Source organism: Mucilaginibacter sp. (assembly GCF_041663085.1).
In the GTDB taxonomy this organism is placed as follows: Bacteria; Bacteroidota; Bacteroidia; order Sphingobacteriales; family Sphingobacteriaceae; genus Mucilaginibacter.
Window position 1 is genome coordinate 1 of the sequence record NZ_JBAZRC010000071.1, and the last position, 22,494, is coordinate 22,494.

Sequence of the window (22,494 nt, forward strand, 5' to 3'; positions counted from 1 at the left end):
CAGTAAGTTTAAAGAATGGCCGGGCTTTGGCACTTACAAAAAAGGCCGCATAGCCCTGCAGGACCATGGCGCGGATGTATGGTTTAAAAAAGTGGAGATAAAAAGGTTGTAGATTCAATTGCTCGCGCAAGATTTAGCGCAGCGTATCTTGTGTGAAACCATGTATCAAGCTTTCAGCTTGCGCCAGCGATAATTATCTTTTACTTTCTGCGGACTTTTGAATTGCGCACTTCGCTGACTTAATAACTACCTTTACCCTATGCAATCCCGCCAGGAAATTTTAACGCTTGATGACATTAAACTGCTTGTAGATACCTTTTACCAAAGGATACAAACGGACGAGTTATTGGGCCCGATTTTTAATGAGCGCATCCAGGATAGATGGCCCATACACCTGGATAAAATGTACCGTTTTTGGCAAACAGTTTTGTTAGAAGAGTATACTTACGATGGCCGTCCCTTCCCGCCGCATGCGCAACTACCCGTGGGCCCCGAACATTTTGAGCAGTGGCTTGCTTTATTTACCAAAACAGTTGATGAATTGTTTAGCGGTGATAAAGCAACCGAAGCTAAATGGCGCGCCAATAAAATGGCAATTATGTTTATGGCCAAAATTGAACATTTCAGGAAAAATCCGTTGAATATAGTTTAGCTATTGCTCGCGCAAGATTAGCGTAGCGTATCTTGTGTGAAAACATATATCAAGCTTTCAGCTTGTGTCAGCTGAAAGCTGACTTTATGGTTAGTAACAAGCTGAAAGCTTGCGCCAGCGACGACCTCTGTGGTTACCCCTCTTACATTGTCTCTATTTCATTAGGATGCCTTGGCTGCCAGACAGCGTAATAATACACCAGGCAAAACACGCCCATAAAAAACGGTATCAGCGCCAGGTGTTTGTAGGTTATCCAGCCGTAAACCTGCAGGGCATCAAACTTCATAAACTCGCTGATCATCCAATAAGAATTTGCGCTTATCCAAAACGTGATGGCCAGGTTATGGAATAACTCTGACGCCATTTGCCGCGTACGGTAAGCAATAACGATGGATATGATCAATGTGGGGAATATCATGACAATGCCCAGTGGTTTCCAGAACAAGCACCAGCCAATATCTTTAAAAAGCCAAAAAACAATATGGAGGTTCTCCATCCGGCGGTACTTAAGTGGAATGCTGTATTGTGACATGGTACCGCTAAAATAATAAAATATCTAATTTGTTCAGCAGCTTAAGCCAACCATTCAAACCAGTTTTTTATCTTAAAATCGTATGCAAGTACCTCATTTGCATTTACGCTGCTGATGATCTTCCATTCTTTCAACTCAGGTATAAATTCGGGTTGCTCCAGTCCGGCTTTGGCAGCGGCTTGTGCATAAAAGGCAAACTTTGGCGGGTGGTGCGGTGTACAGGCATTCAGGGTATATCCAAAAGCATCTTTAGCCATCACAGCAAGCGTAAAGCCTATGCAATCATCCTGGTGGATCATATTTACAGGTGCCAGGCCGTTAGGTACATCTTTTTTGCCGGCAAAGAACCTGCCCGGGTCGCGGCCGGGGCCAACAAGGCCGCCAAAGCGGATGATGGTTGTTCTAAAACCGGTTTGCTGCCTGAAAAGTTCTTCGGCATTAAAAAGTATCAATCCCGATGGCGTGTTGGGTTTAGGGTCGCTTAGCTCATTCAGCTCCATGTTTTGCTCGGCGTACACACCTGTAGAGCTGATGAGGATAACCTTTTTAACGCTGCCCTGATTAACAGCATCAATAACACGCTGCAGTTTATGAACGTACTCCGCCCCTTCCCCTGGACGGCTTTTGGGTGGGATAGCTATAATTAAAACATCACAGGTAAAAAAAGCAGGATTCAGGGTTGTGTTCTCTGCCGACAGATCAATAATGATGGGGGAAATCCCTTCGGCTTGAAGCGTGTCAAGTTTATCCGGCGATGTGGTAGAGCCATTAACTACAACACCGTTGGCAACAAGTGCCTTTGCTAATGCTAATCCATACCATCCGCAACCTAAAATACTAACCGTCATACTGGGACGAAGATAAACACTATACCTTCAGTTTGAAACCACTTGTTATATTTGTGAATGGACACACCGCAAACTTTACCTGTTTTAACCGATACCGAACTACGCGTACTGGGCTCGCTGATGGAAAAAAGCAAAACCACGCCCGATTATTACCCCATGACACTTAACGGGCTTACCGCCGCCTGCAACCAGAAAACCGCGCGCAGGCCCGTGGTTGATTATGACGAGAACACCGTTATGCTGGCATTGGATACGTTAAAACGTAAAGGGCTAATATCTACCGCTACAGGCGGCAGCAGCAGGGCCACCAAGTATAAACACAACTTTGGCATTGTTTTCCCGGTGGTGCCATCAGAGGTGGCGGTGATATGTTTGCTGATACTGCGCGGGCCGCAAACCCCGGGCGAGATCAACACGAACTCGGGCAGGTTGTATGAGTTTGAAGACCTGGACGAGGTACAGGCCATGCTGGAAAAACTGGCCACCGGCGATATGCCATACGTTTTGCAGCTGCCAAAACGCCCCGGACAAAAAGAAGTGCGCTATCGCCACCTTTTAGGCGGTACTATTGTTGAAGATGACACGCAGGACGAACCATCGCGCCGCGCTTCAACATCTGAACTTGAAGAACGCCTGAGTAAGGTAGAAACCGAACTGGCCGAACTAAAAGAGGCTTTTGATAAACTGATGCAAGAGCTTAGCTAGGGTGATGCCCGTTGTTTTCGTCGGCTAATTTACGCTCTATGCGCCTGTCGGGAATTAGCCAGATGAGGGCGACTATAAAGTACATGCCAAAAGCTATCCACGAATGGATAAATGATACCACGATAGCCGCGGCATAGATACCTGTGGAGATCTTTCCCTTGGTATCGCTGCCTACAGCGCGGGCAAGTACCGAGTTTTCGCCATGATGTTTAACCAGTACGCGCACCAATATACCGTAGGATATCGAACTCATGATCAGCACTGCGCCATAGCAAATAACGGGCAACTGTGCAAAATGGTTCTCGCCCATCCATGCCGTTACAAAAGGAACAAGCGACAGCCAGAACAGCAAAAACAGGTTGGCCCACAAAATAGCGCCGTTAACAGACTTTGCCGCGTGCATCATATGGTGGTGGTTATTCCAGTAGATGCCTACATAAACAAAACTAAGCACATAGCTTAAAAAAACCGGCCCAAGATGGCGCAAAGCTTCCCAACTGGCATCATGAGGCACTTTAAGCTCTAACACCATAATGGTGATGATAATTGCCAGTACCCCATCGCTAAATGCCTCTAAACGTCCTTTACCCATAAGTATGTTATTGCTTTATACACCCCCAAATATAGAAAACCCGCCGTCAACACAGATCATAGAACCGGTTACAAATGCCGATGCATCACTTAATAGCCAAACCAGTGCGCCTATCAGCTCATCCGGGTGGCCAAAACGTTTAAAGGGTGTTTGTTTTATAACCAGTTCGCCCCTTTCGGTGTAGCCACCTTCGGGTTTGGTAAGCAGGTTACGGTTTTGTTCGGTAAGGAAAAAGCCCGGGGCAAGGGCATTCATTCGGATGGCATCCCCATAACGGTTAGCCAGCTCTACCGCAAACCATTGCGTATAACAATCAACCGCGGCTTTACCCATATTATAGCCCAGCACTTTTGTAATGGCCCTTTTTGAATTCATGGATGAGATATTGACGATACTACCCTTTCCCGTTTTGGCAATAGCCTCTCCAAATACCTGTGTAGGGATAAGTGTGCCCCAAAGGTTCAGGTCGGTTACTTTTTTCATGCCATCTATTTTCATGCTGAATATATCTTCGTCGGGCTGTAGCACCCCATCCGGCATATTGCCTCCTGCGGCGTTTACAAGCCCGTCTAATCGGCCAAATTTATCAAGCAGCACTGTGCGCGCGGCAATCAGTTCGGTTTCGCTCATGGCATCCGCAATCAGTGCTATAGCTTTACCGCCTTTTTGGTTGACGGCATCGGCACGCTCCTGGGCAACCTGCCTGTTACGACCTAATATACCAACCGCTCCACCGGCCTCTACAATACCGTTCACAAACGAATTACCTAATATGCCGGTACCGCCGGTTACTACTACAACTTTGCCTTCCAGCGAATATCTGTTGTTCATGCTTTATTATCTTAGATCTGTTATCGCTAAAGCATCCATATCGGTATAGTCGAGGTTTTCGCCTGCCATGCCCCAAATAAAACTATAGCTGGCGGTACCGCTACCCGAATGAATACTCCATGGCGGTGAAACTACCGCATTGTAATTATCTGTTATAATGTGGCGGGTTTCCTGTGCCTCGCCCATATAATGAAATATCTTTTGCCCCTGGGGTAAATCAAAATAAAAATAGGCTTCCATGCGGCGGTCATGCACGTGTGCGGGCATGGTGTTCCAAACACTGCCTTCGTGCAAAATAGTTAAACCCATTACCAGCTGGCAGCTTTTTATCCCTTCGTTGTGGATATATTTGTTTATGGTACGCTGGTTTGCTGTAGCCGGGCTGCCCAGGGTTACCTTCACTGCTTCGGCATTTGATAATAACGTGGTTGCATTTACGGAATGTGCCGGTGCCGACAGGATATAAAAAACAGCGGGCTGTGCTGCATTGCTGCTTGCAAAAAGCACCTCTTTTACCCCTTTGCCCAAGTAAAGGCAATCGAGTTTATTAACAGGGTAGGTTTTGCCATCGGCAATTACCTCGCCATTACCACCAACATTAATGATCCCCATTTCGCGGCGCTCTAAAAAATAATCGGCACGCAGGTTAGGATAATTAGGCAGGGTGATCTTTTCACCAGCCGGATTAGCCACGCCAACGATCATTCTGTCGTAGTGGGTGTAAACAAGGTTTACCTTGCCGGGCTCAACCAGGTTCTCCATTAAAAAATTCTCACGGATCTTTTGCGTATCGTAACTTTTAAAATCCCCGGGATGTACACTATGTAATACTTTCAAAACGGCAGCTTTAATTTTATTAAACAAAATAACAATTTACCCGCTAATACACGGTATCTTTCATCGCTGCTACCAACTAACAACCGGTGCAGGTTATTGACGGGCCAAACTATCGTCAGTAATATCAAACACATCTTTCAAGGCCTTTTTAGCGGCATAGTATCCACACATACCGTGCACACCACCACCCGGAGGCGTTGATGACGAACAAATGTACATGCCCTTCTCCGAAGTTTTGTATGGCGAATAACGCAGCACCGGCCTGGTGAACAGCTGCCCAATATCTATCACCCCACCGTTGATATCCCCGCCAATATAGTTGGGGTTGTATTCTTCCATCTCCATGGCATCCATCGTATGTTTGGCCAAAATAATATCCCTAAAGCCTGGTGCATAACGCTCTACCTGCTTTTCAATGGCTTCCGTCATGTTGTGTTTTGAACCGTTTGGCACGTGGCAATATGCCCATGCGGTATGTTTGCCTTTTGGTGCACGGGTACTATCAAAAATACTTTGCTGTGCCAACAGCGCGTATGGTTTATCCGGATGTTTGCCGCTCCAGGTTTGCTGTTCGGCATCGCGAATCTCATTCAGGGTATTGCCAAGGTGTATGGTGCCCGCTTTTCTGCACCCATCGGATGTGAACGGAATAGCCTCATCTAAAGCCCAGTCTATTTTATAAACGCCCATGCCGTAGCGGTAACGTTCCAGCTGCCATTTATAAATTGACGAGAACTTATGCCCGGCAATCTGCAGTAATTGTTTTGGGGTGATATCAAACAAAAGCGCGTGTGCCGACGGTAGTTGATCTAATGATGTTACGTAAGTATTGGTCTCTATCTTCCCCCCCAGCGACACAAAGTAAGACGCCAGTGCATTTGCTATACTGTTTGAGCCCCCTACAGGCACCGGCCAGCCTTGCAAATGCCCGGCGGCCATCAATACCAGTGCTATGGCTGATGTAGCCATGTTGGTTAAAGGTTGTATAGCATGCGCCGCCATACCGGCGAAAAGTGCTTTTGCCTGCTTGGTTTTAAAGCTTTTTGCTAACAGGGTTACGGGTTTCATGGCATCCAGCCCAAAACTTGCCAGTGCCAGCGGATGTTTTGGAAAATGCAGCGGGCCTAATACATCCGCATCTATCAAAGGCCAGTTTTTGGTTACCGAACCCATCAGCTTTTTGTAGGCTTTTTCATCGGCACCTAAGTGCTGCGCTGTTTCATCAATACTACGGCATAAAAAAGCCGAATTTGCATGCTCTAAAGGGTGCGCGGCATCTATCTCCGGGTAAATATAATTCAGGCCATGATTAGCCAGCGGTAATGTTTTAAAAAAAGGCGAAGCTGCGGCCAATGGGTGTATCGCCGAACAGATGTCGTGCTTAAAACCGGGCAATGTCAACTCTGCCGAGCGCAGCCCGCCGCCTATCTCACTTTTACCCTCGAGCAGTAATACAGAAAGCCCTTTTTGCTGCATTAGTATAGCTGCAGCCAGCCCGTTGGGGCCAGAGCCAATTACAATAGCATCAAAATCTTTTTTTTCGCGGGCCATGGGCATCTCTTTAAAAGTCCGAGTAATCCGCAGGATATAAAAATGTTATATCCGCTTTAGATACATTGTTCTGGAACTCCTTTCGCGATGAAAGATCCTTCCATTGTGCATCCTTGCCAAAAGCATCCCAATGTTTTTTCCTGTCGGCCTTATCGTTAAAGGTGGTCAGGTACATCAGGTTAGGCATATGGCTACCTGCAATAACGCTGCCATAAAATACAGGGTTAAACCCAAGCCTGTCAAAAAGATCGGTTTCGCCGCTGTTAAACATGCGTACTTTATTATAATGCAAAGCCTCGGTAGGGCTTTCGTAACTACGCAATTCATACACACGTTTGGCCTTTTCGCCTGTTAATTTGGGGGCAGCGGGTTGTGGGCGGGTTACAAATGCAGTCAGCAAAATGATTTCCAATCGGCTATACGGCGGTTTATTGTAAGCGGCGTTGGTATAATCCTGGTTGTTTGCAGCAAAGCTGTTTGGTTCCCCGGCCGTGGAATTAAGGGTTTCGATGCTTTTCCAACTTTTAAAAGGGATAAAAACGTAAATACGCCTGTCGGTGGTGTCTGTTTCTACCGGCTTAAAAACGCCAATATTTTTAAAGCCTTTTTGGTGCAGCAGGGGCAAATAAGCAGTTTTCAGGTAATTATCAAGTGTACTTTCCTGCGCCGGGGTTTTAAAATGATAGACCTTTATCTGGTAATAATAGCCCCCGGGTTGCGCTATCAGCATTGGCGAAGAAAGTATAAGTAATACGATAGATACCGCAAAGCAAAAGAGTTTTTTATAAGATAGCATGACGAAATATTTTGCGAGCTAATTTATCTAAAAAACAACACAACTGCATTTATTACTGTGCTACTTTATTTGCACCCCAGCCAGCCAAAATATCCATCAGTTCCTGCAGCTTTAAAGGCTTGCTTAAGTAGCCATTCATACCAGCGGCAAGGCATTCTTCTCTATCTTCTACCATGGCATTAGCCGTCATGGCAATAATTGCAGGCTGGTGCTCCATGTTCTGGCGAATAAAACGTGTGGCCTCCAGACCGTCCATTTCGGGCATTTGTACGTCCATCAGTATCAGATCGTACTTCTTATTTACCGTGGCGTTGATAGCTTCGTGCCCGTTCTCAACAATATCGGGCTTGTAGCCCATTTTATTGAGAATATATTTTGCAAGCTTTTGGTTGATGGCATTATCTTCGGCTATTAGTATCGTCATCGGGTGTACCCTGGCAAAATCTTCAGAGAATGGCGTTTTAACAGGCAGCACCTCTGTTTTTACATCGTTACTTATTTTCAGCTGCTCAATAATATGTTTGTATAGCAACTGGTGTTTAGTGGGCTTTGTTAAGGCTACATTAAACAAATGTGCGTTATTGCGGCTTTGTTCGTTACCCATTGATGTAAGCAGTATAATGGGTACCTGGCTATGCCCGCGTATTTTGCGGGCCAGTTCAACCCCATCCAATTCGGGCATGTTCATGTCTGATATAATGAGGTCGATATTGGCATTCTTCTCCAGCGCCTTCAAAGCACCCATGCCTGATGCTGCCATAACCGGGATAAAGTTCCATTGCTTTAATTGCTCTTCCAGTATATCGCGGTTGGTTTTGTTATCATCAACAACCAGTATATGCTTATTTTGGATCTCGGCAGTGTTTAAATGCACATAATTACGCTGTGCCTTTACACCGGGCCTGGCCAATATATTAAAAGAGAAGGTTGTGCCTTTGCCTACTTTGCTTTTAACGCCAATTTCGCCCCCCATTAAGTTTACCAGCTTTTCGCTGATAGCGAGGCCTAAACCAGTGCCGCCGTACTTACGGGTGGTGCTTGAATCCACCTGCGAAAATGCCTTAAACAGCCTGCCTATCTTATTTGGCGGGATACCTATACCCGTGTCGCGGATCTCAAACATCAGGTCGAACTGATTATCCCGGCTACCTTTTAGTTTTACACAAATAAACACCTCGCCTTTGGCAGTAAATTTAACAGCGTTACCTACCAGGTTGATGAGCACCTGCCTAAGCCTAAAGGCATCTGCAATAATTTGCGAAGGCACATTGTGTTCTACCTGGTAAACCAGATCGAGGTTTGAGCGGGCGGCTTTTCCGGCAAAAACATCAAGCACGGCTTCTATGCACTCGCGCAGGTCAAAATCCTGCTCGTCCAGCTCCATATTGCCCGATTCTATCTTAGAGAAATCCAATATATCGTTTATGACATTGAGCAGCGAATCGCCACAGTTTTTTATCGTTTCAGTATATTCCTGTTGTTCGGCATTCAGTTTGGTATTTGCCAAAAGCGTTGCCATACCCATCACACCATTCATTGGTGTACGGATCTCATGGCTCATAGTGGCAAGGAAAATACTTTTAGCTTTGTTCGCTTTTTCGGCCTCCTCGCGGGCTTTCTCTGCATCTTCACGCAAAACGCGCTCTTCATTTGTCATCTCGGCAAGGCGAAGGGTACGGTCTTCTACCTGTTGCTCCAATATGGCTTTCTGCGCTTTTATTGATCGTATACGCACAATAAATATGATGTAGATGAGTACAGCTATTATTACTACGCCAAGTATTTTAAACCACCAGGTTAACCAGAATGGTGGTGTGCTGATAATTTCGAGGCCCGAGGTAACCGGCGACCAAAACCCCGCCGGGTTTTGATACTTCAGTTTAAAAACATAGGTGCCGGCAGGTAAATTTGTATAGGTTGCTGTATTGCGCGAACCTACATAGTTCCATTCCTTATCAAAGCCTTCCAGTATATACGCATATTTTTTTTTATCGGGTGAAGTATAGTCAAGTGCAGCAAATTCCAGTGATACAACCGATTGCTTATGATTGAGCGTAATAGAGCGGGCATCTTCTATATCCTGCTTAAGCGGCGAATTATCGTCTTTATCTTTAGCAGGCGCCACTGTTTTATTAAACAATTGGAAAGCAGTAATAACCAATGGCGAAAAACCCTGCGGCTTTAGTATCTGGCCCGGGGTAAAAGCATTAAACCCGTTTACGCCGCCGAAGTAAAGCTTGTTATTACTGCCTTTGAAGGATGAATGCGACTTAAATTCCTTCTCCTGCAGACCATCTTCTATACTGTAATTTTTAAAGGTGTGTTTAGCCCTGTCAAAAACCGAAAGGCCGTTGTTTGTGCTGATCCATAATTTACCGCTGTCATCCTCGCGTACGGCGTAAATGATATCGCTTGGCAAACCATCTTTTTTTGAAAAGTTGGTAAAATGCTTTTTAACAGGATCGAACAGGTTTAAGCCCGAAAATGTACTGAACCAAATATTACCCTTGCTATCCTCAAAAATATCGGGGATGTTATCGTTACTTATACTATTTTTTTTGCTATTGTACTGAAACCGTGTGAATTTACCGGTTTCCTTGTCCAGTAAGTTTAAGCCACCATCAAAAGTACCAACCCACAGGTTATTCTTACTGTCTTCCAGTAAGGAGTAAACCCTGTCGCTGCTCAGGCTATGCGGGTCGTCGGGATTGTTTTTATAGACCGTGAATTTTTTAGTCTTCTTATTGTAATGGGTTAAACCATCATTATAGGTGCCTATCCACGTGGTGTGGTCTTTTGAATGTACAAGCGCGTAAATATTATTCCCCCCCAGGCTGTTGGGGTTATTAGGGTTGTTTTTAATATTGGTAAAAACATTGGTTTTGGGGTTAAATATACTTAATCCATCTGCCCAGGTACCTATCCAAAAATCCCCTTCGTAATCCTGGTTAACGGTAAGCACATAGTTACCTGTGATGGTGTTTTTCTCATTTTTGTTTTGGGTATAATGGGTTATAGTGCCTTGCTTATGGTTAAATTTATTTAAACCGCCACCATCTGTACCTACCCATAAATTCTGCTGTGGATCTTCGTAAAGGGCCAGCACAAAATCATTTGACAGGCTGTTGGCATCCGAGCTATGCCTGTAATGCGGAAAACTGGCCATACTGCGCCTAACCACATTTATCCCCCCGCTGTAGGCGCCGAGCCACATATTCCCTAACCTGTCTTTACAAATACTGTAAAGCGTATTTCCGTTCAGGCTGTTCTTGTCTATATCATCATGCTGATAGCGCGTTACATACCCTGTTTCGGGGTTTAAAATACAAAGGCCGCCGTTATCACTTCCTATCCACAGGTTTCCGTTCGCGTCGGCATTTAAGCAGTAGATGTTATTGCTGGTAATTCCATTCTCAGCCCTTTCTATGTGTTGATAATGGGTGAATGATCTGCTTTTTTCATCAAACAAGTTAACCCCGGCATTTTGAGTACCTACCCATAAGCGGCGCTTGCTATCCTCAAAAATACAACTGATGTTATTACTTGATATGCTCTTAGGGTTTTGCAGGTCGTACAGGTACTTTTTAAATGTCCCGGTTTTCTTTTCTAAAAGATGCAGCCCGCCGTTAAAAGTGCCTGCCCAAACACTATTATCGGCCCTTACATATACAAAACTTACGTTATTGTCGCTCAGGGTACCTGCGTCGTTATCAATATGCCTGTAATGTTTAAACGTGTTATTATGGGTATCCAGGTAATCCAAACCTCCCTGGCCGGCTATCCAGATATTGCCCTTTTCATCAACTGCAAGTTTGTTTAGTATATTGTTGGATATGGAGTTGGGGGTTTTATCATCGTGTTTATATTGGATGATACGGCCGGTTTTGCGATCTATCTTATTCAGGCCTATAATAGTTGCCACCCAAATATTCCCCTCCTTATCCTCCACCATATCGGCTACCATGCTGCTGGTTATTGATTGGGGGTCCTGCGCATCGTGCCTGTAAGTGGTAAAGCTGTAACCATCATACTTATTGAGGCCATCGCGTGTCCCTATCCACATAAACCCGCGGCTATCCTGCATAATGGTTGACACATTTATTTGCGACAAACCCTCGTTTGCGCCTATATGCTCAAATTTCAGGCTTTGGTTTTGCGCCAAGCCGGTTAAAGCACAAAGCACCAGAATGATTGTTATAAAATGCTTATACATTCAATACCGCAAATTGTAAATAATAAAATTTATTAAGGGTTTATTTGGTTTACAATTAGCTTATACGAAGCATATTATAATAAGTTCAAAATATGCAAAAAAGAAACAATACCGAAATTTCTCTAAAATAAAAAAAGCTTACCGGTATGGTAAGCTTTTTACTAAAGGTTAAAAATACTATTACAGTTCCCTAACCCAAATGTTACGGAAGCTAAGTGGTTCGCTTTTATCGCCGTGTGCCTGTAATTTAATTGGCGACGGGCCATGAGCCTTCCTGTAGGCAGGTGTGCCTATATATTGTGTTGGGCCTAAAAGCTCAATATTGTTTTCAACCAATACACCGTTAAATAGTACGGTTACACGGGCCGGGGTTTTTACTTTATCGCCATCAAAGGTTGGGGCTGTCCAGATCACGTCATAAACGTTCCATACACCCGGTGGCCTGGTTGGGTTAGCCAGTGGTATAAATTGTTTGTAGATACTGCCGGCCATACCGTTAACGTATGTTTTGTTATTGTACGAATCTAATACCTGTAACTCATAACCGTCATCCCCTTTACCAATAGAGGCTAAGAAAACACCGCTGTTACCACGGCCCTGGCCTGTACCTGTAATGTTTGCAGGCACTTTCCACTCAATATGTAACTGGTAGCTGCCGAATGACTTTTTAGTTTCGATATTACCTGACGATTTATTTACTGTTAGTACATCGCCTTTTACATCCCATTTTGCATCTCCGCCGCTTGCCACATCTTTCCATTGGCTAAGGCCGCTTTTAGCGTCAAATAAAACAACGGCGTCTGAAGGTGCTTCACCTACAACTTTACCTGCTGTAACCACCGGTGGTACCGGCTCCCATTTTTCGGTATCCTCGGGTTTATTTTGTGCATTAGCCATAAAGGCTCCTCCTGTTAGCAATGCGGTTAAAATTATCCTGTATTTCATTTATTTATAATTAATTGATTGGCTAAATTAAATATGCAACGAGTTTTTCATGTAAGCACTGCTTTGCGCTATACTCTTGTATGGATCGATATTGGTGAAGTTTTCCTGTTCAACAATAAAGTGTTTGATGCCGGCAAGCTGTGCCTTACCCAATATTGTTTTAAAGTCGATACTTCCGCTGCCAATTTCGGTATTCAATTCATTATTGGCTTTATCCATATCCTTAACGTGCACCATGGCAAAACGGCCCGGATGTTTTTCGAAGATCTTAACCGGATCATGACCTGCCCGTACCACCCAGTAAATATCCATTTCCATGCTTACAAGCGTTGGATCTGTTTTAGCTAAAATGGTATCGTAAAAGGTTGTGCCTTCGGTTTCTTTCCACTCAAAATTATGGTTGTGGTAGCCCAGTTTTAAACCATGCGTTTTACAAATAGCAGCGGCTTTATTCATTTTATCGGCTATCGAATTAAAATCGGCAGCAGTTTTAATAAAATCATGGTTTAAGCCCGGTATCACTATATAGGTTTGGCCGATGATTTTAGCAGCCTCAATGTAGCTGTTAAACTCGTCCATTTTACCGGTACCAAAAAACTCATCTATACCATAGTGGCCGCTTGGCGTTTTTAACCCGTTGGCTTTTAATACTGTACTAAACTCTTTTGCGCTAAGTCCCCAAAAGCCATTTTGTTTTGAGTAACCAAATGTTTCAACTTCGCTGTAGCCAGCTTTAGCAATTTTGGCAATTACGCCCTTTGGGTCCTTCGGTAATTGATCGCGTAAGCTATATAGTTGCAAGCCTACGCCGTTTTTGCTTTTTGCCAAAAGTAACTGAGGTGCAAGCACCATACCTGCGGATACGATGCCCGCCTGTGCTAAAAATGTTCTTCTGCTCGTCATTATATTTATTTTGGTTGATGTAGTGTTTGTAATAGACTTGCCGGCCTACTTAAGGTTTAAACATCGCAAATATGCACTGCCTTGCGTAGGGATAACAATTTGTCTTTTTGCTTGGGGATAAACTCCTGCGCAACAAAACCCTTGTGCCCTACTTCTAAAACTGCGCGCATAATTGCGGGGTAAAACAACTCTTGTGTTTCGTCTATTTCATTACGGCCCGGTACGCCGCCTGTATGGTAATGCGCAATATACTGATGATGCTCGCGTATATTACGAATCACATCCCCTTCGTCTATCTGCATGTGGTAAATATCGTACAGCAGCTTAAAGTTTTCCGATCCCAACCTTTTGCAAAGTTCGGCGCCCCAGGCGGTATGGTCGCACTGGTAATCTTTATGATCTATTTTGCTGTTAAGCAGTTCCATTACCAAAACAACGTTATGCTGTTCGGCCAGTTTTACCATAGGTTTTAAACCTTCCACGCAGTTCTTCCAGCCCTCCTCATCCGTTTTACCACGGCGGCTACCGCTAAAGCAGATCAGGTTTTTATAGCCTGCCGCCGCAACCTTCGGTATCATAGCGCTATACTGTTTATGCAGCTGCGCGTGAAACTGTGTATCGCCAAAACCATCGGTAAGGTTTATCTCGGCGCCATTACACATGGATGAGAACAAGCCGTACTTTTTCAATGTAGGCCAGTCTTCTGGTCCAACCAGGTCGATGCCTTTTATGCCGATATCTTTTGCCGCGGCGCAAAGCTGTTCAACAGATATATCGCCGTAGCACCAGCGGCATACCGCATGGTTTATATTACCTTTTAATTTATCAGCCATTAATTCTTTTTCGCCGGGTTTAAAAGACGACAGCATGCCTGCTGTGCTGATTGCCGCGGTGCCCGCAAGCAAATTCTTTATTGCCGATCTTCTGTTTGTACCTGCCATAACTATACTTCTACCCTGCCTTGTGGTTCTTCAATATCCAAGCCCGGTTGTGTTTGTATCTGGTTAGTATCTTTAAAGAAGATAACAAACACCAGGAATACAAATGCTGCTATACCGGCAGGTATCAGCCAAATGGTTGTCCAGTTATGAGCGGTGTCAGATATTTTCCAATGATCTACTATTGGCCCTGAAATGTACGAACCGATAAGCATCCCTACGCCGTAAGTTGCCAGTGTAATAAAACCTTGTGCCGCGCTTTTAAAACGTTCGCCTGCAAGGTTATCGGTATATATCTGGCCTGTTACGAAGAAGAAATCGTAGCATATACCATGCATCACAATACCAGCTATCAGCATCCAGTAGTTTGAACCGGTATCGCCGTAAGCAAAAAATATGTAACGTAATACCCACGCAATCATACCCACAGCCAGCATTTTTTTAACGCCAAGGCGTACAAAAAACAAAGGCATCAGGGCCATAAAAGCAAGCTCGGAGATCTGCCCCATTGATTGTTTACCGGCAGCAGCCTTCATACCAACCTCGTTAAGGAACGGATTAGTAAAGTTGTAGTAAAATGCCAAAGGCACGCATATAGCTACCGAAGCCAGGAAGAAAATAAGGTATGACCTGTTCTTTAATAAGCCTATGGAATCTAAACCCATAATATCACTTAATGAAGTTTTCTGACCTTTTTTAGCCGGAGGTGTAGCAGGTAAAGTAAAGCTTAATAAACCTAATACCAATGAAGCAATAGCCGCCATTTTAAAGGTTAACACTAATGAATTGCTTTGTTCCCAGCCAAGCCAGCCAATGGTTAAACCAGCAATGATCCAACCTGCGGTACCGAATATACGGATAGGCGGAAATTCTTTACTCGGGTTTGCCATTTGCTTAAACGATACCGAATTGACCAATGCCAGTGTTGGCATATAAACAATCATGTAAGCCAATATAATGGGGAAAAAGCCATCAAAATTGGGGATAGTGGTGATATAATACAGCAACGCCGCGCCGGTTAAATGTAAAATACCCAAAACTTTTTGGGCCGAGAAAAATCTGTCGGCAATTAACCCAATAATGAAGGGTGCAATGATTGCGCCCCATGATTGTGTTGCATAAGCATTACCGTTTTGTACACCGGTTGCACCTAATGTTTTGCCTAAATAAGTCCCCATTGTTACAAACCATGCACCCCAGATAAAAAACTCCAGGAACATCATGGTAGATAACTTAACGCGTGTTGTTACGGTCATAATTGGTTTTGGTTTAAATTGGTTAGGTTTTAGTATTATTTTACTGATAAAATATATTTTACCATCTCTTTCGCATCAGCTAAAGGAAGATCAGCGTGTGCTGTCATTGGTACAGTGCCCCAGTTGCCGCTGCCGCCTTTAATAACCTTTTCGGCCAGCATATCTACGTCAGATTCTTTATATTTTTTGGCGATATCAACCAGCGCAGGGCCAATAATTTTGCTTTGTGCATTATGGCAGGTATTGCAATCGCTGTTTGCCATTAAAGTTTCGCCTTTGTTGCCAGATGTTCCGCTATTGTTATCAGTACCTATTTTGGTTGCAGAGGTATCTGCGTTTGGCTGTTGTGCTACAGCGTTATTGTTGCTTGATGCCGCGCTATCACTTTTGTCGCCCTCGGCAGGTTTATTGCCGCCACATGCAGCTAAAGCTAAGCTTATACCTAATATTATGAATACCTTTTTCATTGTTGCGTTTTTTAAATTTATAGTCCTAATAGTGATCTGTTAAATGCGTCATCGCTGCCAGATGCAGCGAAATCATCAAAGGCACGATCTGTAACCCTGATGATATGGTCTTTTATAAATTGTGCACCTTCGCGTGCGCCATCTTCTGAATTCTTTAAAGCACACTCCCATTCAAGCACCGCCCAACCTTTATAATCGTACTGGGTTAGCTTGCTAAAAATGCCTTTAAAGTCAACCTGCCCATCGCCTAACGAGCGGAAACGGCCGGCACGGTCAATCCAATCCGAATACCCCCCGTAAACGCCCTGCCTTCCGGTAGGGTTAAATTCCGCATCTTTTACGTGGAACATTTTAATGCGTTCGTGGTAAATATCAATGTATTCCAGGTAATCCATAGCCTGCAATACAAAGTGCGACGGATCATATAACAAGTTAGCGCGCTTATGGTTGTTAACTTTACTCAAAAATCTTTCGTAGCTAACGCCATCGTGCAAGTCTTCGCCCGGATGGATCTCGTAACAAAGGTCAATTCCGTTCTCATCAAATACGTTCAGGATGGGCTCCCAGCGTTTTGCCAGTTCATCAAAAGCAGCATCAACCAAACCGGCGGGGCGTTGCGGCCAAGGGTAAACCATGCCCCAAATTAACGCGCCGCTAAAAGTAACGTGTGCGTTTAACCCTAAGTTTTTTGATGCCTTTGCTGCAGCATGTAATTGCGATACCGCCCATTTTTGCCTTTCGGCAGGATTGCCTTTAACTTTATCGGGGGCAAATGCATCAAAAAGGCTATCGTAAGCGGGATTAACCGCTACCAGCTGGCCTTGAAGGTGTGTTGATAGCTCAGTTATCTCTAAACCGGCTTCGTTCACAATACCTTTTATCTCATCAGCATATGTTTTGCTATCGGCTGCTTTTTGCAGGTCAATAAAACGCAGATCATTGGTTGGCAGTTGCACGCCTTTATAACCCAAACCCGCTGCCCACTGGCAAATCGATTTCAAGTCATTAAACGGTGCTTCGTTTCCAATAAACTGGGCTAAAAATATGGCCGGTCCTTTAATGGTGTTCATACGTTAGATGGTATATTTTGTCCATTTTTCGTTACTCCCGTTAGAGGCAACAACATTATTAATAAAAGCCATGCCCCTTATCCCGTCGTCTACAGAAGGGAAATCAAGCCATTCTGCTTTTGGTTCTTCGCCTGCAATTTTAGCGCTAAGTGTTAAAGCAAAATTGCGGTAAAGGTTGCCAAATGCTTCCAGGTAACCTTCCGGGTGGCCCCCAGGTGTACGGCAGTTTGATGTGGCATAGGGTGATAACCTGTCTGCATAATTGCTACCGGCCCTTAAAGTTTCTGCCGGTTTATCTATCCATTTAACGGTAAGTGTATTTGGTTCCATTTGCGCCCATTCCAGGCTGCCTTCTTCACCATAAACACGAATTTTAAGCGCGTTTTCCTCACCTGCAGCCACTTGCGATGCAATAAGTGTACCGGTTGCGCCTTCTTCAAAACGCAATAGTACCGCACCATCATCATCAAGCATGCGGCCATCAACCACGATATTTAATGAGGCATTAAGCTCGGTTATTTTTAATCCGGAGATATATTCGGCCAGGTGGGCGGCGTGTGTGCCAATATCGCCCATGCAACCGCTCTTACCAGATTTTTTAGGATCGGTTCGCCATGCTGCGCCCGCGTTACCTTCACGCTCTGACAGGCGGCTTAACCAGCCTTGTATATATTCAACGTAGATCTTTCTTACTTTACCAAGCTTACCGCTTTTAACAATTTGCTTAGCCTCTTTTACCATGGGGTAACCCGCATAAGTGTGGGTAAGCAACAACAACAGCCCGGTTTCTTCTACCTTAGCTTTTAGCTGTTGGGCTTCTTCTAAAGTAAAGGTGATGGGTTTTTCAATCACCACGTTAAAGCCATTCTCCAAAGCCTGCATTGCCGGGGCAAAATGGGCAAAGTTTGGTGTAACAATGGTTACAAAGTCCATACGTTCATCAGCCGGCTTTTGAGCCTCGGCCTTAAACATTTCGTCGTAAGTGTTGTAAATTCTGTCTTCAGGCAGGAAAAGCAAGCGTCCGCTTTCCTGTGCTATTTCCGGGTGCATGCTCAAGGCACCGCAAACCAGCTCAATTTGGCCGTCCATGTTGGCTGCAATACGGTGTATGGCGCCTATAAAGGCATCCTTACCGCCACCAATCATGCCCATGCGCAATTTTCTGTTACTCATAGTGTGTGGATAAACTTTTTAAAACCCCTTAGCGGTGTAGCTAAGAGGTTCTAAAAGTATAAATTTTGATTTAAAAGTAAAGCCCTTATGCCAAAGGCAGAAAGGGCTTATTTAAAGTTCCTTATGAAAGCGCCCAGGCCCTGTCGCCCTTTTTGTAAGGGTAATCGCCTACGTATTTGCCCGGTACCGGTACATAACGCAAGGCTTTTGTAGCGCCAACTTCTGATGTAAAGAACCCTAACAGGGTTAATTGTTTTATCATCGAGAAGTAGTGGTTAGGATCCTCAGGCTTTTTGCTTTTTGAGTAATCTTTAGCTTCTTTATCCAGATCTGTCAAAAGTTCGGTACGTTGTTTGGCATCAGCCTCTAAAAAGCCTTTTTTGAACTTTTTGTTGCTGGCCTCTTCTAACTGAGAAAGGCCTTTCTTGAAGATCTTTTGGTCGGCTTCTGTGTAACAGTCCCTAACCATGATAGCCATAAAACCACCAACATTTGCCGCTTTTGCGCCCGGTGTTTTTGTTTCAGGCAAAATGGTTTCGCCCACCTCATTTAAGTATGCGGTAGTATCTTTAGCAAACAGGTCCTCAGTATTTACTGTGCTGCCTGATTTACAGCCTGATATGAAGAGCTCGGCACCAATTACCGTTCCTCCAAGTATCAAACCAACTCTGCTTATCGCGTCTCTTCTATTCATTTTTTTATAGAATTATGAGTTAATATTATTTTATTGATTCAGTGGTTTTAAGGTATAGGCCTATGCCTTTAACTCAAAACCAGGGCGGTATTCGCGTTTAATGTATTGGTTAACAGCATCAAAGTTTGTAACCTTCATGGCGTTGTTATCCCAGTTTAATTTAATGCTTCCGCCTTTTAATTCATGGCCGCGTACTGCAAGGTTAGCCATTAACAATGCTTCGGTAAGCGGGCCGGCTTTCTCGAACGAGGAGCTTAACTCGGTTTTACCATAACCTGCTATACAACCTTCTACCCACTGTGCGTAGTGGCCATTAGCACCGCCCGGTACACGCGCCCATTTCTGAGGCGCTTTTGCACTTGCGGTACGTTCTTTTGGCAATAACGTTGCTGCGTCAGAGTAGGTACTTGCATACATTTTACCTTTTGTACCGATAAATAATGTACCGTTACCTTCTTCGCCACCCCATTTTTCGCTTGCACCTAATTCAATTGGCCTTTCGGGCTGTATACCACCGTCCATCCAGTGCAGGGTAACATCGCCTTTGGTTTTGTTTGTTTTAGGGAAAGTTAATGTAATATGGCTAGACGGCGGGCAGCTTTCAGGGAAATGGCCCTGTTTAAACTCATCAACATAAACACTACCTACGCTTGCCTGTACATCTTTTGCATACTGGATACCCAATACACGGAAAGGTGCTTCAACAAGGTGGCAGCCCATGTCGCCAAGGGCGCCGGTTCCGTAATCCCACCATCCGCGCCAGTTAAACGGCACTAATTTATCTACATAATCTTTTTTAGGCGCTGTACCTAACCAAAGGTCCCAATCAAGTTCTTTTGGGATATTTGGCTGCGGGTCGGGCCATTTAATACCTTGTGGCCACACGGGGCGGTTTGTCCAGCAGTAAACGGTATGTACATCACCAATCAGGTCGGCATCATACCATTCAGACATTAAACGGGTACCATCGTTTGATGCCCCCTGGTTGCCCATTTGTGTAACTACTTTATATTTTTTGGCCGCTTCTGTTAATAAACGGGCTTCCCAAATGTCATGCGTTAATGGTTTTTGCACGTAAACGTGTTTACCCAGCGTCATGGCATGATAGGTTATAATAGCGTGGTTATGATCGGGAGTTGATACCGATACGGCATCAAAGTTTTTGTGCTCCTTATCATACATTTCGCGCCAGTCTTTATAGTATTTGGCTTTAGGGAATGCAGCTCTTGATTTTGCAGCACGGCGATCGTCAACATCACACAGGAAAGCGATGTTTGCTTTACCGCTTTTTGCAAAGTTGGCAATATCGCTCTCGCCTTTACCGCCCGCACCTACACCGGCTATGTTAAGCATATCGCTTGGTGCTGTATAACCGGTACCGCCTAATACAAAGCGTGGTACAATCATAAAGCCTGCAGCTGCCAGCGCACCCGATTTAATAAAGTCCCGCCTTGACGGGCTGGTACTGTCGTTTGTTGTAGTCTCTTTTTCTTCAGTCATTGTAGTCGAATTTCAATACTGTTAAATGTTACCTTTTTTCAATTCTTTTACAGCAAAATCAGCTGCGCGGGCGGTAAGCGCCATGTATGTAAGCGATGGGTTTTGGCATGCTGCCGAAGCCATAGCGGCACCATCTGTTACAAATACGTTTTTAGCATCCCAAACCTGGTTGTTACCATTCAATACTGATGATTTTGGATCGCGGCCCATGCGTGCTGTACCCATTTCATGGATACCACGGCCTAATACCGGCTCTGATGTGTAGGTTTGTACATCTTTAACACCAGCATTCTCCAGCATTTCTTTTGCATCGTTCATCATATCGATACGCATTTTACGCTCGTTATCTTTACACTCTGCATCAATGGCCAAAATTGGCAAGCCCCATTTATCTTTTTTGGTTTTATCCAGGTAAACGCGGTTTTCGTGATATGGAAGAGTTTCGCCGAAACCACCCATACCAAAGCCCCAGCTTCCCGGTTCGGTTAATGCGTCTTTAAAGTCGCCACCGATATTCAGTTCGGCAATATCACGGCCCCAGCCACTGCGGCTGCCACCACCCTGGTAACCAAACCCACGGATATAATCGCGCTTTTCGCCATTTAAGTTGCGGTAACGCGGTATGTAAATACCATTAGCCCTGCGGCCAAAGGTGTATTTATCTTCAAAGCCTTCTACACGGCCGCCTGCACCTACACCTAAGTGGTGGTCCATTAGGTTATGACCCAATTGGCCGCTGCTGCTGCCTAAACCACCTTCCCATACATCGGTAGCCGAGTTCATTAATACCCAGGCACTGTTTAATGCTGATGCGTTAACGAAAACTATTTTGGCGAAAAATTCATATGTTTTGTTGGTTTCAGCATCCAATATCTCAACACCTTTAGCCTTCTTGGTGTCTTTATCGTAAATAATCTTGGTTACGATTGACCACGGGCGAAGTGTTAAATTACCGGTTGCCATTGCCGCAGGCAATGTAGCCGACTGCGTGCTGAAATAAGCACCAAACGGACAACCTAACCAACACTTGTTACGGTACTGGCAGTTAGTACGGTTGTTATGAGGCACAGTGATGTTGGCTGTACGGCCAATAATGAAGTGCCTTGAATCTTTATAAAATTCTTTATAACGTTTCTGAACATCTTTTTCTACAATGTTCATATCCATTGGCGGCATAAAATCGCCATCCGGAAGAATTGGAACGCCATCTTTATTACCAGAGATACCGGCAAATCTTTCTGCGTAACCATACCAGTCGTGCAGATCCTTATAACGGATAGGCCAGTCGGTACCAATACCATCTTTTGCATTAGCTTCAAAATCGGTATCGTGCCAGCGATATGATTGCCTGCCCCACATTAACGAGCGGCCGCCTACGTGGTACCCCCTAAACCAATCGAAACGTTTGATCTCGGTATACGGGCTCTCTTTTTCGTTGGTCCAATAGTCAAGGTTAGTTTCATTTAGCGGATAATCGCGTTTTAAAACGGGATAATCCTCGATCATCTTTTGCGTTCGGCCGCCCCTGTGTTCAAATTCCCACGGGCCTTTGTTGGCATTAACATAATCTTTAATGTGCTCGATATTTTTACCGCGCTCTAACATGATGGTTTTTAAGCCCTTCTCGGTCAGTTCTTTTGCAGCCCAGCCGCCTGAGATACCTGAACCAATGACTATTGCGTCATAAGTGTTTGTAGACATAAAAGTATAGCGTTAAATAAATTTATTACGTAATTGGTTGTTCCGTCTAATGTATGAATAAAAATTATTTTACAAATCTTTTTTCATTGTGTTTTTTTTACACATTGCCTTTTTTCATTTCGCCTATGGCATGGTCGACCGCGCGGGCGGTAAAAGCCATATAAGTAAGCGATGGATTTTGGCAACTGGTTGATGTCATGCTTGCCCCGTCGGTAACGTATACATTTTTACAGGCGTGCAGGCGGTGCCACTTATCAAGCATTGATGTTTTTGGGTCGATACCCATACGC

22 protein-coding genes are annotated in these 22,494 nt (G+C 44.5%); 3 read left to right on the forward strand and 19 right to left on the reverse strand.

The annotated features are described in order from the left end of the window. Together WC615_RS13735 and WC615_RS13740 are read left to right on the forward strand one after the other, a co-directional pair. On the forward strand, positions 1 to 112 hold a 112-nt coding region (locus WC615_RS13735), incomplete at its 5' end, for a family 16 glycoside hydrolase (protein ID WP_372978681.1). A gap of 147 nt (positions 113 to 259) precedes the next feature. Next, positions 260 to 652 carry a group III truncated hemoglobin gene (locus tag WC615_RS13740; protein ID WP_372978661.1) on the forward strand — a complete coding sequence of 131 codons (393 nt, stop codon included), beginning with the start codon at positions 260 to 262 and terminating at the stop codon, positions 650 to 652. Between the two features lie 142 nt (positions 653 to 794). Here WC615_RS13740 and WC615_RS13745 read toward each other — a convergent pair whose 3' ends face one another. Both WC615_RS13745 and WC615_RS13750 read right to left on the reverse strand, forming a co-directional pair. Further along, the gene (locus WC615_RS13745; RefSeq protein WP_372978662.1) at positions 795 to 1,184 is read right to left on the reverse strand and encodes a hypothetical protein; all 390 of its coding nucleotides are present in this window, start codon (positions 1,182 to 1,184) and stop codon (positions 795 to 797) included. A gap of 41 nt (positions 1,185 to 1,225) precedes the next feature. Further along, the gene (locus WC615_RS13750) at positions 1,226 to 2,032 is read right to left on the reverse strand and encodes an NAD(P)H-binding protein (protein WP_372978663.1); all 807 of its coding nucleotides are present in this window, start codon (positions 2,030 to 2,032) and stop codon (positions 1,226 to 1,228) included. A 57-nt stretch (positions 2,033 to 2,089) separates the two neighbouring features. Between WC615_RS13750 and WC615_RS13755 the strand changes: the two genes are divergently transcribed. Next, positions 2,090 to 2,737 carry a YceH family protein gene (locus tag WC615_RS13755; protein ID WP_372978664.1) on the forward strand — a complete coding sequence of 216 codons (648 nt, stop codon included), beginning with the start codon at positions 2,090 to 2,092 and terminating at the stop codon, positions 2,735 to 2,737. Here the strand turns inward: WC615_RS13755 and WC615_RS13760 are convergent. The 17 genes from WC615_RS13760 to WC615_RS13840 form a co-directional block, all read right to left on the reverse strand. Continuing rightward, complete coding sequence (locus WC615_RS13760; RefSeq protein WP_372978665.1) at positions 2,730 to 3,329, reverse strand: TMEM175 family protein; 600 nt, start codon at positions 3,327 to 3,329, stop codon at positions 2,730 to 2,732. The genes WC615_RS13755 and WC615_RS13760 overlap by 8 nt on opposite strands. Positions 3,330 to 3,344: 15 nt before the next feature. Further along, a complete protein-coding gene (locus WC615_RS13765) occupies positions 3,345 to 4,160 on the reverse strand; it encodes an SDR family oxidoreductase (protein ID WP_372978666.1) in 816 nt (271 codons plus the stop codon). Positions 4,161 to 4,166: 6 nt separating this feature from the next. Further along, the gene (gene kduI, locus WC615_RS13770) at positions 4,167 to 4,997 is read right to left on the reverse strand and encodes a 5-dehydro-4-deoxy-D-glucuronate isomerase (protein WP_372978667.1); all 831 of its coding nucleotides are present in this window, start codon (positions 4,995 to 4,997) and stop codon (positions 4,167 to 4,169) included. A 93-nt stretch (positions 4,998 to 5,090) separates the two neighbouring features. Further along, positions 5,091 to 6,548: a phytoene desaturase family protein gene (locus WC615_RS13775; protein ID WP_372978668.1), complete on the reverse strand. Its 1,458-nt coding sequence runs from the start codon at positions 6,546 to 6,548 to the stop codon at positions 5,091 to 5,093. Positions 6,549 to 6,558: 10 nt separating this feature from the next. Continuing rightward, the gene (locus WC615_RS13780; protein ID WP_372978669.1) at positions 6,559 to 7,344 is read right to left on the reverse strand and encodes an NIPSNAP family protein; all 786 of its coding nucleotides are present in this window, start codon (positions 7,342 to 7,344) and stop codon (positions 6,559 to 6,561) included. A gap of 52 nt (positions 7,345 to 7,396) precedes the next feature. Continuing rightward, positions 7,397 to 11,557, reverse strand: a complete 4,161-nt coding sequence (locus WC615_RS13785) for a two-component regulator propeller domain-containing protein (RefSeq protein WP_372978670.1) — start codon at positions 11,555 to 11,557, stop codon at positions 7,397 to 7,399. A 180-nt stretch (positions 11,558 to 11,737) separates the two neighbouring features. Further along, positions 11,738 to 12,502, reverse strand: coding sequence for a DUF1080 domain-containing protein (locus WC615_RS13790; RefSeq protein WP_372978671.1), 765 nt, complete (start codon positions 12,500 to 12,502; stop codon positions 11,738 to 11,740). A gap of 27 nt (positions 12,503 to 12,529) precedes the next feature. Continuing rightward, positions 12,530 to 13,405, reverse strand: coding sequence for a sugar phosphate isomerase/epimerase family protein (locus WC615_RS13795; RefSeq protein WP_372978672.1), 876 nt, complete (start codon positions 13,403 to 13,405; stop codon positions 12,530 to 12,532). Between the two features lie 56 nt (positions 13,406 to 13,461). Then, positions 13,462 to 14,346, reverse strand: coding sequence for a hydroxypyruvate isomerase family protein (locus WC615_RS13800; protein WP_372978673.1), 885 nt, complete (start codon positions 14,344 to 14,346; stop codon positions 13,462 to 13,464). A gap of 2 nt (positions 14,347 to 14,348) precedes the next feature. After that, positions 14,349 to 15,599, reverse strand: a complete 1,251-nt coding sequence (locus tag WC615_RS13805) for a nucleoside permease (protein ID WP_372978674.1) — start codon at positions 15,597 to 15,599, stop codon at positions 14,349 to 14,351. Positions 15,600 to 15,634: 35 nt separating this feature from the next. Then, positions 15,635 to 16,066, reverse strand: a complete 432-nt coding sequence (locus WC615_RS13810) for a c-type cytochrome (protein WP_372978675.1) — start codon at positions 16,064 to 16,066, stop codon at positions 15,635 to 15,637. Positions 16,067 to 16,083: 17 nt separating this feature from the next. Next, on the reverse strand, positions 16,084 to 17,136 hold the full coding sequence (locus WC615_RS13815; RefSeq protein WP_372978676.1) for a sugar phosphate isomerase/epimerase family protein: 1,053 nt from the start codon (positions 17,134 to 17,136) through the stop codon (positions 16,084 to 16,086). 3 nt (positions 17,137 to 17,139) lie between these two features. Next, positions 17,140 to 18,309 carry a Gfo/Idh/MocA family protein gene (locus WC615_RS13820; RefSeq protein ID WP_372978677.1) on the reverse strand — a complete coding sequence of 390 codons (1,170 nt, stop codon included), beginning with the start codon at positions 18,307 to 18,309 and terminating at the stop codon, positions 17,140 to 17,142. A gap of 121 nt (positions 18,310 to 18,430) precedes the next feature. Next, positions 18,431 to 19,003, reverse strand: a complete 573-nt coding sequence (locus tag WC615_RS13825; protein ID WP_372978678.1) for a gluconate 2-dehydrogenase subunit 3 family protein — start codon at positions 19,001 to 19,003, stop codon at positions 18,431 to 18,433. A 60-nt stretch (positions 19,004 to 19,063) separates the two neighbouring features. Next, positions 19,064 to 20,503 (reverse strand): Gfo/Idh/MocA family protein, encoded by a 1,440-nt coding sequence (locus tag WC615_RS13830; RefSeq protein WP_372978679.1) that lies wholly within the window; start codon positions 20,501 to 20,503, stop codon positions 19,064 to 19,066. A gap of 21 nt (positions 20,504 to 20,524) precedes the next feature. Further along, positions 20,525 to 22,204, reverse strand: coding sequence for a GMC oxidoreductase (locus tag WC615_RS13835; protein WP_191176315.1), 1,680 nt, complete (start codon positions 22,202 to 22,204; stop codon positions 20,525 to 20,527). Positions 22,205 to 22,301: 97 nt separating this feature from the next. Next, the coding region (locus tag WC615_RS13840; RefSeq protein ID WP_372978680.1) for a GMC oxidoreductase at positions 22,302 to 22,494 on the reverse strand (193 nt) is incomplete at its 5' end.

Excerpts from the sequence above, each read along its gene's own strand:
- WC615_RS13740 (WP_372978661.1), top strand. The coding sequence starts at position 260 with ATGCAATCCCGCCAGGAAATTTTAACGCTTGATGACATTAAACTGCTT.
- WC615_RS13745 (WP_372978662.1), bottom strand. The coding sequence starts at position 1,184 with ATGTCACAATACAGCATTCCACTTAAGTACCGCCGGATGGAGAACCTC.
- WC615_RS13750 (WP_372978663.1), bottom strand. The coding sequence starts at position 2,032 with ATGACGGTTAGTATTTTAGGTTGCGGATGGTATGGATTAGCATTAGCA.
- WC615_RS13755 (WP_372978664.1), top strand. The coding sequence starts at position 2,090 with ATGGACACACCGCAAACTTTACCTGTTTTAACCGATACCGAACTACGC.
- WC615_RS13760 (WP_372978665.1), bottom strand. The coding sequence starts at position 3,329 with ATGGGTAAAGGACGTTTAGAGGCATTTAGCGATGGGGTACTGGCAATT.
- WC615_RS13765 (WP_372978666.1), bottom strand. The coding sequence starts at position 4,160 with ATGAACAACAGATATTCGCTGGAAGGCAAAGTTGTAGTAGTAACCGGC.
- WC615_RS13775 (WP_372978668.1), bottom strand. The coding sequence starts at position 6,548 with ATGGCCCGCGAAAAAAAAGATTTTGATGCTATTGTAATTGGCTCTGGC.
- WC615_RS13780 (WP_372978669.1), bottom strand. The coding sequence starts at position 7,344 with ATGCTATCTTATAAAAAACTCTTTTGCTTTGCGGTATCTATCGTATTA.
- WC615_RS13785 (WP_372978670.1), bottom strand. The coding sequence starts at position 11,557 with ATGTATAAGCATTTTATAACAATCATTCTGGTGCTTTGTGCTTTAACC.
- WC615_RS13790 (WP_372978671.1), bottom strand. The coding sequence starts at position 12,502 with ATGAAATACAGGATAATTTTAACCGCATTGCTAACAGGAGGAGCCTTT.
- WC615_RS13795 (WP_372978672.1), bottom strand. The coding sequence starts at position 13,405 with ATGACGAGCAGAAGAACATTTTTAGCACAGGCGGGCATCGTATCCGCA.
- WC615_RS13800 (WP_372978673.1), bottom strand. The coding sequence starts at position 14,346 with ATGGCAGGTACAAACAGAAGATCGGCAATAAAGAATTTGCTTGCGGGC.
- WC615_RS13805 (WP_372978674.1), bottom strand. The coding sequence starts at position 15,599 with ATGACCGTAACAACACGCGTTAAGTTATCTACCATGATGTTCCTGGAG.
- WC615_RS13810 (WP_372978675.1), bottom strand. The coding sequence starts at position 16,066 with ATGAAAAAGGTATTCATAATATTAGGTATAAGCTTAGCTTTAGCTGCA.
- WC615_RS13815 (WP_372978676.1), bottom strand. The coding sequence starts at position 17,136 with ATGAACACCATTAAAGGACCGGCCATATTTTTAGCCCAGTTTATTGGA.
- WC615_RS13820 (WP_372978677.1), bottom strand. The coding sequence starts at position 18,309 with ATGAGTAACAGAAAATTGCGCATGGGCATGATTGGTGGCGGTAAGGAT.
- WC615_RS13825 (WP_372978678.1), bottom strand. The coding sequence starts at position 19,003 with ATGAATAGAAGAGACGCGATAAGCAGAGTTGGTTTGATACTTGGAGGA.
- WC615_RS13830 (WP_372978679.1), bottom strand. The coding sequence starts at position 20,503 with ATGACTGAAGAAAAAGAGACTACAACAAACGACAGTACCAGCCCGTCA.
- WC615_RS13835 (WP_191176315.1), bottom strand. The coding sequence starts at position 22,204 with ATGTCTACAAACACTTATGACGCAATAGTCATTGGTTCAGGTATCTCA.